The organism is Paenibacillus sp. EKM211P (genome assembly GCF_011066175.1).
Taxonomy (GTDB): Bacteria; Bacillota; Bacilli; order Paenibacillales; family Paenibacillaceae; genus Paenibacillus; species Paenibacillus polymyxa.
Window position 1 is genome coordinate 1 of the sequence record NZ_JAAMNS010000019.1, and the last position, 12,675, is coordinate 12,675.

Here is a 12,675-nt window from a genome sequence, read left to right on the forward strand (position 1 = left end):
AGTAGATTACAGGCGACTGGTTGCTTAAACTTGAAAGGTGTTTTGATCCCTGTCTCACAAATGGGGGTCAGTCCCATATCTACCAAGGGCGGTTTCTTGTGGTGTTATTCAGAATCATCGGCTATGACAGCTTGTACAGGCTGCCTGTCACGTAGCAATGGTAACAACAGCATCGCTCCCAGTAAAAATAAACCGGCACTCACGGTATATACGGTGTTCAGGGAGGATTCGCGTTTGAGTGTACCGCCGATGCTCATACCCACGACCATCATCCCCGAGAACAGGGGAGAGAGGGCACCACCGACGCGGCCGATAAAAGCAGCTTCGGCATTTTTCATCATCATCGTGTTGATACCAATATGAATGCAAGGATAAAATAGACCGCTGAGTACTTGCAATGCCATTGTCAGCACAATATTGTGCGACCATCCGACTCCAAAGGTTGTCAGTGTGCTGACCAGAAGTCCAGCCGCCAGCAGCAATTGCGGCTGAACTTTTTTGGCAACCCCCATAATCAGACCGCCGCCCAACAGCATAGCCGCTCCGTTCGCCATTAACGGCCATTGTAAAAATTCCTTATCTTGTCCAAGGTTCTCGATAGCTACAAAAACCATTAATGGTTGAATAAGTCCGACCGCCAGCCCAATTATGGTAAATGTTCCTCCAAGCGTGCGAAGTGTACGGTTATTCCATACATAACGTATTCCTTCTTTAAGCTCTTCAATGAAATGAGTTGGTCGATCTATCTCAATTACTTGCTCATCTTGTGGGATACGAGTTAGAACAAGCGCAGAGATAAGAAACAACATTCCTGTTATAGACAATGAAGAGAAAATTCCAAAGTGTTGATAAATAAATGTACCGACGACAGGACCAATAACCATAAATAATGCCATGAGAGACTGAAAAAGAGCCATCACTCCCTGGAGCTGTTCTGGTGCTACATGCTGCTTTAATATTTTCATCGCAGATGGCTGAGAAAATTGAGATAGAATGGCCGAGAAGAAAGTGGATAGCAAGAGCACCTGCCATGACCCGTACCACAATGCGAGCAACACGATAAAAATAGACGCGGCCGACAGCAGATCGCAACTAACCATTGTCCGTTTAGGCCGCCAACGATCTGCAAATGTACCTCCAATGATGGCAAACAGAAAGATAGGCGCAAATTCAGCGACCGAAATGAGCGATACGTATACAGGATCATTATGGGTCAGATCTGTTACATACAACAGTATGGCAAAGTTCCGCACCCAGATGCCCAAATTTAGCAACGCATTGGAGGCAATAATGGTCCTTATATATGGATTTTTAAACAACAACAAACTCTCCTTTCTTATTTTCAGAGTATTTCTTTGAATATTTTTATAAACAAAATTATAATTTGTCTATATAATAATAGATAATATAATAAATATACTGCTATTTAGTCAAATGTTTTTTGTAATCCCTGAATAAAATAGAGAATAGAAAAGGAAATAGTCAATCATGCAAAAAAAGCGGATTAGAATAGAAAAGGGGTGGAGCACTACATATTTACAAATTGGATGGGATATCCAAATAAAAAAACAAAATTACATAATAAATATTATGTTAACTATTACGTGTCTATTATCTACCAGAATCTGAATCCGATGTACCTTTTAAAATCATAGTGATATAATTACGCGTACATGCCTGAAAAGGAGCGTATAGAACGTAAATGAACTTTCAAGTGGACTTTTTATCTTTTTTTGTGATTCAGGTAGACGGGAAAGAAGGACAAGGCGGTAAGTCCTACAAGCATTATGCTACAATGGATGACTATGATTACGATGAGAGTGATGTCAAAAAATTTCTGGACGGGGAATTTGCTCGCATTAGCAAGCGAAAGGTTGAAAAAAATCCAAGCACAGAGCAGGCACCGACTAAAATCGGCCGCTTTATCGTTGAACCGGAACATGAGCTGAGCAGTAATCCGAATTTCAATATGTTCGCTCGACTACGAGCAGCAGAGGATAAGGAAGATTTTAAAAATGCATGTGATGACCTGGTGCGGATGTACCTGGATACAAGCGCGGTACGAGGTGGAGCACTGATCATTGTACAGGCTACATTAAATACCCACTCTGACGACCCGTTTATTTTTGTACTCAAATGTGATTTTGAACCCAAAATTGCACGAATTACTGAAAGCAGCCTGGTCAGTGAGGTCGAAATGGCCATTTCAGCCCGTAATATGAAATCCATCATGTATCCCTACATGCTGGAGGAGGGTATGAACGATGAGTGGGAGCTTAAAATACATCAGTCTTCGCATGCGCGGTATTTTGAAGATTTTTTGAAATTCGTCACTTATGAGCAATCCATGCCGGAAATCGTTAATGAGCATGTCATGGGCTTTGTTCAGAACTATGTAGAAACCAAATGGCCGGATGCATCTAATGAGGAAAGACAGCAGGAAGAGCGCGATCTGGAGCTGTGGGCGGCCAGCGAAAAACGGGATCTGCAAGGAAAATGGGAACCTCTTCAGGTCGTAGAAGCTGCGCAGCATATTGTCGAGCTAAAACCGGAAATTGAAGTTCGTTTCAAACTGGATGATACGGCTGTGCGTGGGTTACTATCCGACTTTGGTGCCAAGCTGCATATCACGAAACTTCATGATAGATATGCACTTATTATTGAAGGTGATGCATTTACGTTTGAAAAGGGATTTTCTCCGATTGAGCTGCTACAACCTGAATCCTTTGAAACGGTGGCTGAGCGGCTCAAAGAGAAACGGCAACATGAAAATGAGGGTATGGATGGCGATACACCACCTTGGTAATTTGGAACGCATAGCAGGGCGACAAACGAACGGAATTATATTATAAAAAAACGGACCTCACAACGGATGTATCCGCTGTGGAGGTCCGTTTTTGTTTAGCTTTTATATTCTTGACTTACTGAATTACATATGCACTTTACTAATTTGATCTTTCAGCTTGTCCGCAGATTGAACCAACCTTGCACGTTCCTCGTCATTGAGCGGAAGATCCAAAATTTCACGTACTCCATTGTGATCCACGATACTTGGAACACCTAAATAAACGTCAGATACACCGTTATAATCTTCCAGCAGGGTGGACACATTAAGTACCGACCCCTCGTCTCCGAGAATAGCGGCTACGATACGGTCAAGAGCCAGCCCGATGGCGTAGGATGTAGCGCCTTTGGCATCTATAATTTCATAGGCAGCATTCTTCGTATTCTCAAAAATTTCATTTTTCGTTCCTTCGTCCAACTCCAGTGGAGTTCCAGCCACGTTGGCTGTGCTCCATACAGGTAACTCAGAGTCACCATGTTCTCCAATAATATGGGCGTGGATGCTTCGTGGATCGATGCCCTTTTGCTTCCCGATCAGATAGCGGAAGCGTGCGCTGTCCAGCAACGTTCCTGATCCAATGACTCTGCTTGAAGGCCAACCACTGCGTTTCCAAGAGATGTAGGAGAGAATGTCCACTGGATTGGTTGCGATCAGCAAAATGCCATGTGTATTGACCTTGATGATATTATCAATAATACTTTCAAAAATTTCGGCATTACGTTTAAGCAGATCAATACGTGTTTCTCCCGGCTTTTGTGAAGCTCCCGCTGCAACAATGATGATATCTGCATTACGGCAGTCTTCATAATCACCCGCCCATACTTTGACACCGCCGAGAAAAGGAAGCCCATGATTCATATCGAGCATTTCCCCCTTCGCCTTTTTGACGTTGACATCAATAAAGACAAGTTCTTGCATGCGTTGGCGCAGCAGCAGGGTGTAGCCGGTTGTTGTGCCAACCGCTCCCATGCCGACAATAGCCACTCTACTTCGTTTGTAAGGTTTTAAGCTCATAAAATCCTCATCTCCTTCTCGGGTTGTATACCTTTTCATTTTGGGATATTACTTAAAAATTTATCTTTCCAACTTAGTGTACCCTATATACTAACCCACCGCAAAGAAATATGACATTTTTCCTTGACTTCAAAGGCGAGCTCGCTAATAATTAATCGAATGATAAGAACATGCACTAAAGCGTTGCAGCACCGATATTGACGCATGAAATTATGGAAAGAGGATTAGGAATATGGACTTATTTCGAAAAAAAACAGGACTGCTCTCGCACGAGGAAAGCGGATCTACAGGTCACTTAAAGAGAACAATGGGGCCTTTTGATCTCACCATGCTAGGAGTAGGATGCATCATCGGGACAGGGATTTTTGTTATTACTGGCAAGGCAGCAGCAGAAAATGCAGGTCCCGGCTTGATGCTTTCTTTTGTTATTGCAGGGATTGCCTGCGTATTGGCAGCCTTGTGCTATGCAGAGCTTTCATCTACAGTTCCCGCGGCTGGGAGCGCTTATGCATATAGTTATATTGTTTTTGGAGAAGTTCTGGCCTGGGTACTAGGTTGGGACTTGATTCTGGAATATGGAGTGGCGGCCGCCTCTGTGAGTAGTGGCTGGTCTGCTTACTTTCAAGGCTTGCTGGCCGGATTTGATATACATCTACCGTTAGCTTTAACCGCAGCCTTCGATTCGACCAAGGGGACCATTATTGATCTGCCAGCGGTGTGCATCATCATGCTCATCACACTGTTGCTTAGTCTCGGAGCCAAGGAAACGGTCCGATTCAATTTCATTATGGTTTGTGTCAAAGTCGGGGTCGTACTGCTATTTATTGGAATTGGAATCTTTTATGTTAAGCCTGCCAACTGGACACCGTTCTTGCCTTATGGATTTTCTGGTGTATTGAGTGCTGCGGCAATCGTATTTTTTGCTTATCTAGGCTTTGATGCTATCTCAACTGCTGCTGAAGAGGTACGCAATCCGCAACGGAACATGCCCATCGGCATTATTTCCTCTTTAGCGATCTGCACGATATTGTATATTGCCGTTTCAGTTGTGTTAACGGGAATGGTACCTTATACGCAGTTGGGCGTTAGTGATCCGGTTGCGTTTGCTCTCCGCTTTATTCATCAGGATTTTGTAGCTGGATTAATTTCAGTTGGTGCGATTGCTGGGATGACGACCGTTTTGCTGGTGCTGTTGTACGGCCAGACACGATTAATTTTTTCTATGTCACGAGATGGTCTTTTACCCGTTTTTCTTTCTAAGATAAATGCCAAAACTCAAACACCGATTCGAAGCACATGGCTGGTGGGTAGCATTATCGCATTGGCAAGTGGTTTGTTCCCGTTACATGCACTGACCAACTTGACGAGTATTGGAACCCTGTTCGCTTTTGCTGTAGTTTCGGTTGGGGTCATCGTTTTGCGGAAGACACGACCAGATTTAAAAAGAGGGTTTACCGTACCATGGGTTCCGTTACTTCCGCTACTGAGTGCTTTGGTTTGCATCGGTCTGATGCTTCAGCTTCATATCAGCACCTGGATCGGATTTATCGTGTGGCTACTGCTTGGATTACTGATTTATTTCTTCTATGGATATCACAAAAGTTTGTTGAATCATAAATCCTAACAATATTAGTATGAAAAAAGCCGGCATTCTTCACTTTTGTGAAGGAGCCGGTTTTTTTTGTCATTACGCGAAAAGTGTCACATAGGGGTGTTTATGGTATAATTCTGTTTCAGATAAGCTTTTGGCACGTGATTACCGCATGCCATCGAGGGAGGATTTTGATATGAAACTGCGCTGGCGTGCGCTCTTGGGAGGAGTAATGCTATTGACGGGCATCCTGCTAACTGCCTGTTCTGCTGAACCCCCAAAAACTGTAACTAAACCTCCGATTGAGGAACCAGATGACCAGGGACAAACGATAACTATTAATCCGCCGGTAACCCCAAAGGCTGGCGATCCAAACGCCAAATATGTAGTACAGACACGAATCGCGGATTTTCATTTAATCGATAACAATAAAGGGTTGGTTTGGGGAGTTACCCATAATGAGCTTCGACTTTATGATACCCATGATGGTGGGAAAACATGGAATAATATTTCTCCTTCTGAAAACGTCCAATTTCAAGACAAGCTTGAATATGGCAAGGATATCAGTTTCACAGATTCACGTCACGGTTGGGTCGTCCGCCAAAATCTGGACCAAACAGCAACAGTCATTCTAAGAACGGCAGATGGAGGGCAGAGCTGGGATGTTTCAGCGCTACCTAGCGGAGACCATGTAAGCTCGATTCAATATGTAAATCCAACCACAGGCTGGATCATGGCTTATACAAAACTGAATGAGCAGGATCAACAAAAAATGTTGTATCACACCACGGACGGAGGAGCCACGTGGAATAAAGTTGCGCAAAGTTCTGGTATGACTTCCAACAAATCAGGCTCAGGTTTACCCGATCAAGGCAGTATGGCGGGAATGAGCTTTTCTTCCAACAATCAGGGTTTTGTGGCGATTAACGTGGACAATAGCGTGAAATTGTATAAAACTTCGAATCAAGGGAAAACGTGGACTTCAGTCGCTAACAGCATGCAAGGGTGCCCTCAGGCTAAGGCAGAAGCTCAGCAGTCTCTTAAAGGTAACAGTTCCTCATACTGGATTCCGGTTTTCTGCTATGGGGATAACGGTACCAAATATAACGGGCTGTTTACGAATAATACAGGAACACAATGGAATGATGTGCCATTGGGTCTGAGTAGCAATAATAATTCTATAACTCCTGGGCGTACCTTTCTAAGCGATAAAGAAGGATGGGTTATAACCGTAAACGGAATGAGCCGTACAATAGATGGAGGCAAGACGTGGACAAGTCTCAAAGGCAACAAGGTGCTGCCTTCGAAGCTAAAAGACTACCCACGATCAGTCAAGCTGCGTTTTGCTTCTTCATCGGTAGGTTGGCTGCTTTTGGAACGACTCGACGACAAGAAATCACTGCTGTTAAAAACAACAGATGGTGGTGCGAACTGGAGAATTTTGTAATCACGATAAAGGTGATTGCCCTGGGATGTCTTCCCAGGGCGTTTTATTTTTAAAAAATTTAAATTTTATACGACAACATGTGAAAAAAATCACAAACTAACAAATGAGCCACTGTTATACTAAACCTGTAAACAACGATAGGAGTGATAATCATGAGAGCGAATCAGGATCATATGTTAACCCAATACTACCTTCAATTTTGCTACACTTGTCAGGATGCCTACGGTTGCACGACGGAAGAGGACTGCAAGCAATGCGCAGAGCGTTACGCCGAAGAAGAAGATCATGAAGTTCTGGATGAAACACAACGTTATCTCCAGCTTGTACATGTGTAAATCGATGAGCCATTCTGATATCGCCATATCTTGAGCCTCCCGGATTAATCCGTGGAGGCTCTTGGCGTTCTTGAGGGTTGCTATCAAATTTGGGCAGCAACATACATATACTGTTATAGAAGGCTTGAGGCAGGTCAGGATGCCCAGTGGTTTCCCTGTGGAATGCCTGGCGGAGAGGAGTGCGGTGCATGGGATTTGAGTCATTATGGATGTTCGATTGGCTGGGTACGGTATTGCCCGTATTTTTCGTAGTTGTGTTGGGTATTGTCGTGTTGTCTGCGGGCAGGGAAGTCATGGAATGGAGCCGGAACAAGCGGCAGCCTGTGTTGACGGTGGGTTCCCGCATTACGGCCAGAAGGACACATCTCCAACAGAGGCGCCAAGAGGAACAAGGGAGTCGTACCTATACTTTCTATTATGTAACCTTTGAAGTGGAGAGTGGCGACCGGATGGAGTTCAAGGTATCAGGGGAAGAATATGGTCAATGTGCTGAAGGGGATGAGGGACGGCTTACTTTTCAAGGTAAAAGGTATATCGGGTTTCAGCGTCTTAATCGTTATAGCTTGGAGCAGGTTAAAATGTAGGATTCAGTCAAAAACATTCATGCTCATTTACAGCCTTCTGCGAGGAGCCAGGGTAGGGGGCTGTGAATGTTTCTTGTACGGCACATTTTGGTACATATATACTAAAACAGAGTAGTTCAGAGGAGGAATAAGTCGTGTCATTTGAAGGACAAGTTGTTATTATAACAGGAGCGGCGCATGGCATCGGGAAAGAGGTCGCTTTTGCCTATGCTGCTCAGGGTGCCAAAGTTGTATTTGCTGACTACAATGAGGAAGAGGGCGCCGCAGCCGCTGCAGCAGCCCGGAACGAGGGTCATCAGGCTATTTTTATTCCTTGTGATGTGCGTAAGGAAGCAGATATTGTAGCGCTGATCCGTGCCACGGAAGAAGAATACGGTACAATTCATACGTTGATTAACAATGCAGGCGTATCCAGATGGAAATCTCCATATGAGTTAACCGTAGCAGAATGGGATGACATTCTGAATACAAACGTACGCAGTTGTTTTATTGCAACCAGAGAAGCGGCTAAGGTAATGAAGCGAAACGCAGAAGGGGGCTCAGTGGTTAATATGACCTCTACACGAGCTTTCATGTCAGAGCCGGACACAGAAGCCTACGCAGCATCCAAAGGAGCCATAGCCGCCCTTACACACGCGATGGCCATATCGCTAGGAAAGGATAGGATTCAGGTCAATTGTATTAGTCCAGGATGGATTGAAACCGGGGATTACGAGCAATTGCGTGCGGAAGACCATCAACAGCATCCGGCTGGGCGAGTAGGGACCCCTAAAGACATCGCACGAGCCTGTCTGTATTTAACACAACCCGGCAATGATTTTGTAACAGGCACGAATCTAGTGGTCGATGGTGGCATGACGCGTAAGATGATCTACGAGCCATGATAAAAGCCTAAATGAGTAGTCCCATTCTTGGGGCTATTTTTTTATTTTCTGGACTGTCACCTATTGGGCATTTGTACCATAGGATAGGGTATGTGAAGGAGAAGCAAGGAGGGGACGCGGTGGCTGTAATCAAGACCAACTCAGAGGATGTGAGGACCCTCGCCCGGCTGATGCGGGCTGAGGCTGAAGGTGAAGGCGAGTCTGGAATGCTCATGGTTGGCAATGTCGGTGTGAACCGAATTTTAGCCAATTGCCTAGATTTCCAAGGGATACGCCTCATGAATGACATGGTGTTTCAAAGCCCTGGAGGTTTTGAGGCTACTCAGAAGGGGTATTTTTATCAGAGGGCCCGTGATCGGGACATTCGACTTGCCCAGCGTGTAATCAATGGTGAAAAAATACGTCCAGCATCCAATGCATTATGGTTTTTCAGACCGGCTGGAGACTGCCCGGGTACCTGGTATAACCAGACCAATACCGGACGTTTTAAAGCCCATTGCTTTTTTAGCCCGACTGCACAGGACTGTCCTAATGTATATTAGACACCTTTCAGGATGGCTTGAAGAATTTAAAAATTAAAACCATTTTAGGAGGAATTTAAATGATTTCACAGCAAGCTTACCGTCCCGTATCTTATGCTTCCGGCAATGGATATCCCGAATGGCCAAGAGGAATGGCTCCAGCCGGAACCATGCAACCTATGACTGGCTTTCCACCTCAAGTAAGTAGTGGCAGCCCTATGACACCAACGGGTACGGTAGTGCAGGTTCAGACTCCTCAATACGAGCAATCATACATCGAGAATATTTTACGCTTGAACTTGGGCAAAACGGGAACTTTTTATATGACCTATGAAAATAACCGAGAATGGAATGCTAAAATATTCAAAGGCATTCTGGAAGCAGCAGGTCGGGACCACATTATTATTAGTGATCCGGCGACAGGCAAACGGACCATTCTGCTGATGTTAAACCTGGATTATGCAACTTTTGATGAGCCATTGTTGTACCAATATCCCGGCGTCATCGGGAACCCGGGCGGATCTCCGGTTCGCTGATGCCTTCATATATATGAGTTTACATCCTCTGCCAGACGGCAGGGGATGTATTTTGTTTATATTCTTTCTCAAATATAGTTGCTTTCTTGGTGGTAAGAGGCGAAAATGAGAGCTTTTCGACCTAAATGATAGAGGGATTGATTTTTCTGACATTGCTTGTAGTTTGACTGTATAGAGTATAGTTATATAATTAAATATAAGCTGATGAATGATTTAAACATTTATGCGGAATATGGCTTATGGAAGCCGGAAGGGGTGAATGTGTTGGGAAGTTGACGTTGCTTATGATGTGTTATCGTTCTGTCTATGATGAAAATATCCGAAGGAGGTGCGCCTGTCTGCCGTAATGACGGCTGATGGGGAGCATATTGAGTGACCCTTTACCGAGTATGTTTAACTTAATTATTGTTTTTGCATTAGTATTATTGAATGGATTTTTTGTATCTGCGGAATTTGCCATGGTGAAGGTCAGGGGCAGCCGTATCGAAACCTTGGTGGAGGCGGGCAATAAAAAGGCCGTATACGCCGCCAATATGATACACAATTTGGACGCTTATTTGTCTGCCTGCCAATTGGGTATTACCTTAGCATCGTTGGGACTGGGATGGATCGGAGAGCCGGCCATCGCACATTTGATTGAGCCTATATTTACTGCCGTTGGCTTGGGAGCGGTATACGTACACGGTACTGCCGTGGTGATTGCATTTATTGTCATTACGATTCTGCATATTGTGTTGGGTGAATTGGCACCCAAAACGATAGCTATTCGTAAATCTGAGACTATTACACTGTATTCGGCCATGCTGATGACTTGGTTTTACAAGTTGATGTATCCATTCATATGGGCGTTGAATGGAATGGCGAACAGCCTGTTGCGTTTATTCCGTCTGGAGCCGGTATCCGAATATGATGATTCCGCGCATACGGGGGATGAAATACGCATTCTGATGAAAGAAAGCAATAAGAGCGGACTAATTGATAATACGGAATTGGCGCTTGTTGATAATATATTTGATTTTGCCGACACGACCGCCAGGGAAATCATGATTCCGCGCACGGAGATGATCTGTTTATACAGTAATGAGTCCACAGAAGAAAATCTCGCGATTGCAACGGAAAGCATGAGAACCCGTTATCCAATCTGCGCCGAAGATAAGGACCATATTATCGGCTTTATCCATATTAAAGATCTTCTACGTGCGAACACGCTGGATACCCGTACGATGATTCGCCCGATTCTTGCTGTTCCTGAATCAACGCAAATTAGTGATCTGCTCAAACGCATGCAGCGTAGCAAGACGCAAATTGCAATTTTGATTGATGAATACGGTGGCACATCGGGTATGGTAACATTAGAAGATATTATGGAAGAAATCGTCGGTGAAATTCAGGATGAGTTCGACCAAGAACGTCCGAGTTGTGAGCAGATTAATGACGAGGAATTTTCCATTGACGGTATGTTATTAATTGATGAAGTGAACGATCGTTTCGGGCTAGATCTTGATCATGAGGATTATGATACAGTAGGGGGCTGGCTTTACTCACATGTAGAGGTTATCCCTCCACAGCCAGGTCAGTCTGTAGTGTTTGAAGGATGTATGTTCATTGTAGAAGAAGTTGAAAACAAGCGGATTTCACGTATTCGGCTAATCAAACAGCCTATCATCGTGGAGGAAGCAGGAGTCTCATAATGGAATAAATATGGAAAGCGACCTTTAATGATGTGGGGTCGCTTTTTAATTTGTCTTCTTTACATAAAGGATGTGAATTGATATGATATCTGTGTTATTGTCAACCTAATACATAATTATTAAGTTGACAATAGAGTGGATTTCCTTACGGTAAAAATCTCATCTGCTTACATAACCATCTAAATGAGGGAGGATGAAGTATGAATTTATTCAATAAGGCTGTAAATTGGGACTCATTAGCTGAAAAAGCAATACATTTCAGCAATCTGACGCTGGAAGAAGGCACGGCGGTACTGGAAGCGGACGATGTGGAAATATTACCGATTATGCAAGCTGCATTTCAGGTAAGGCATCATTTTTACGGAAAAAAAGTAAAGCTCAATATGATCATGAACGCCAAAAGTGGTCTGTGCCCGGAGGATTGTGGTTATTGCTCACAATCCATCGTTTCTACGGCACCTGTCAGCAAGTATAGTATGCTGGATAAGGAATCATTGTTGGCTGGGGCAAGGGAAGCCCTAGCACGAAAAGCGGGGACATATTGCATTGTAGCTTCCGGTAAAGGTCCGACAGATCGGGAACTGGATCAGGTGATTGATGCTGTACAAGAAATTAGTCGTACCATGCCGCTCAAAATTTGCGCTTGCTTGGGGATTCTCAAGGGAGATCAAGCACAGCGATTGGCAGATGCTGGGGTACACCGTTACAATCATAATTTAAATACAAGCAAAGCCAACTATCCCTCGATTACGACCACACATACATATGACCAACGCATCGAAACTGTGAAAATGGCTCAATCACACGGAATGTCTCCATGCTCTGGCGTTATTATCGGTATGGGGGAGACGAATGAGGAAATCGTTCAAATGGCTTATGCCTTACGAGAGTTGGATGCCGACTCTATTCCGATTAATTTCCTGAATCCAATCCCCGGAACCCCTTTGGGAGAAGCACAGCGGATCTCGCCGATCCAAGCTTTAAAGGTGTTGGCACTGTTTCGGTTCATCTGTCCATCCAAAGAAATACGCGTCGCAGGCGGAAGGGAATTGAATTTACGCTCATTACAACCGCTAGCCCTTTATGCAGCAAATTCGATTTTTGTAGGAGATTATTTAACGACAGCAGGCCAAGAAGTTACCGCTGATCATCAAATGATAGAAGATTTTGGCTTTGAAATTGAGATGTGTGCCCTTTCAGCCGTATAATAGAGATTGTACAAACATG

General features: G+C 44.2%; 12 protein-coding genes. 10 read left to right on the top strand and 2 right to left on the bottom strand.

The features are described from left to right. Window positions 1–104: 104 nt before the first annotated feature. Window positions 105–1,319, bottom strand: a complete 1,215-nt coding sequence (locus G9G57_RS21910; RefSeq protein ID WP_090890561.1) for an MFS transporter — start codon at window positions 1,317–1,319, stop codon at window positions 105–107. 383 nt (window positions 1,320–1,702) lie between these two features. Here G9G57_RS21910 and G9G57_RS21915 point away from each other — a divergent pair, with 383 nt between their 5' ends. After that, window positions 1,703–2,806, top strand: coding sequence for a DUF3900 domain-containing protein (locus G9G57_RS21915; RefSeq protein WP_016820767.1), 1,104 nt, complete (start codon window positions 1,703–1,705; stop codon window positions 2,804–2,806). A 123-nt stretch (window positions 2,807–2,929) separates the two neighbouring features. Here G9G57_RS21915 and G9G57_RS21920 read toward each other — a convergent pair whose 3' ends face one another. Next, window positions 2,930–3,859: an L-lactate dehydrogenase gene (locus tag G9G57_RS21920; protein WP_107733547.1), complete on the bottom strand. Its 930-nt coding sequence runs from the start codon at window positions 3,857–3,859 to the stop codon at window positions 2,930–2,932. A 232-nt stretch (window positions 3,860–4,091) separates the two neighbouring features. Here G9G57_RS21920 and G9G57_RS21925 point away from each other — a divergent pair, with 232 nt between their 5' ends. From G9G57_RS21925 to bioB, 9 genes are all read left to right on the top strand, one after another. After that, window positions 4,092–5,483: an amino acid permease gene (locus G9G57_RS21925; RefSeq protein WP_090890563.1), complete on the top strand. Its 1,392-nt coding sequence runs from the start codon at window positions 4,092–4,094 to the stop codon at window positions 5,481–5,483. Window positions 5,484–5,646: 163 nt separating this feature from the next. Further along, window positions 5,647–6,897: a YCF48-related protein gene (locus G9G57_RS21930; protein ID WP_102998020.1), complete on the top strand. Its 1,251-nt coding sequence runs from the start codon at window positions 5,647–5,649 to the stop codon at window positions 6,895–6,897. A gap of 152 nt (window positions 6,898–7,049) precedes the next feature. Next, complete coding sequence (locus tag G9G57_RS21935) at window positions 7,050–7,232, top strand: hypothetical protein (protein ID WP_013371387.1); 183 nt, start codon at window positions 7,050–7,052, stop codon at window positions 7,230–7,232. A 188-nt stretch (window positions 7,233–7,420) separates the two neighbouring features. Further along, entirely contained in the window at window positions 7,421–7,816 is a 396-nt protein-coding gene (locus G9G57_RS21940) for a DUF2500 domain-containing protein (RefSeq protein ID WP_126666521.1), read from the top strand. 134 nt (window positions 7,817–7,950) lie between these two features. Then, window positions 7,951–8,700 (top strand): SDR family NAD(P)-dependent oxidoreductase, encoded by a 750-nt coding sequence (locus G9G57_RS21945; protein ID WP_164965552.1) that lies wholly within the window; start codon window positions 7,951–7,953, stop codon window positions 8,698–8,700. A 119-nt stretch (window positions 8,701–8,819) separates the two neighbouring features. Beyond that, window positions 8,820–9,242: a cell wall hydrolase gene (locus G9G57_RS21950; RefSeq protein ID WP_016820774.1), complete on the top strand. Its 423-nt coding sequence runs from the start codon at window positions 8,820–8,822 to the stop codon at window positions 9,240–9,242. Window positions 9,243–9,301: 59 nt separating this feature from the next. Then, window positions 9,302–9,757 (top strand): spore coat protein GerQ, encoded by a 456-nt coding sequence (gene gerQ / locus G9G57_RS21955; RefSeq protein ID WP_017427029.1) that lies wholly within the window; start codon window positions 9,302–9,304, stop codon window positions 9,755–9,757. A gap of 389 nt (window positions 9,758–10,146) precedes the next feature. Next, entirely contained in the window at window positions 10,147–11,448 is a 1,302-nt protein-coding gene (locus G9G57_RS21960; RefSeq protein WP_172494064.1) for a hemolysin family protein, read from the top strand. A gap of 200 nt (window positions 11,449–11,648) precedes the next feature. After that, on the top strand, window positions 11,649–12,656 hold the full coding sequence (gene bioB, locus G9G57_RS21965; RefSeq protein ID WP_017427027.1) for a biotin synthase BioB: 1,008 nt from the start codon (window positions 11,649–11,651) through the stop codon (window positions 12,654–12,656). The last annotated feature ends 19 nt before the right edge of the window (window positions 12,657–12,675 follow it).

Bases quoted from the DNA above. Each gene is read 5' to 3' on its own strand.
- G9G57_RS21915 (WP_016820767.1), top strand. From the start codon at position 1,703: ATGAACTTTCAAGTGGACTTTTTATCTTTTTTTGTGATTCAGGTAGAC.
- G9G57_RS21920 (WP_107733547.1), bottom strand. From the start codon at position 3,859: ATGAGCTTAAAACCTTACAAACGAAGTAGAGTGGCTATTGTCGGCATG.
- G9G57_RS21925 (WP_090890563.1), top strand. From the start codon at position 4,092: ATGGACTTATTTCGAAAAAAAACAGGACTGCTCTCGCACGAGGAAAGC.
- G9G57_RS21930 (WP_102998020.1), top strand. From the start codon at position 5,647: ATGAAACTGCGCTGGCGTGCGCTCTTGGGAGGAGTAATGCTATTGACG.
- G9G57_RS21935 (WP_013371387.1), top strand. From the start codon at position 7,050: ATGAGAGCGAATCAGGATCATATGTTAACCCAATACTACCTTCAATTT.
- G9G57_RS21940 (WP_126666521.1), top strand. From the start codon at position 7,421: ATGGGATTTGAGTCATTATGGATGTTCGATTGGCTGGGTACGGTATTG.
- gerQ (WP_017427029.1), top strand. From the start codon at position 9,302: ATGATTTCACAGCAAGCTTACCGTCCCGTATCTTATGCTTCCGGCAAT.
- G9G57_RS21960 (WP_172494064.1), top strand. From the start codon at position 10,147: ATGTTTAACTTAATTATTGTTTTTGCATTAGTATTATTGAATGGATTT.
- bioB (WP_017427027.1), top strand. From the start codon at position 11,649: ATGAATTTATTCAATAAGGCTGTAAATTGGGACTCATTAGCTGAAAAA.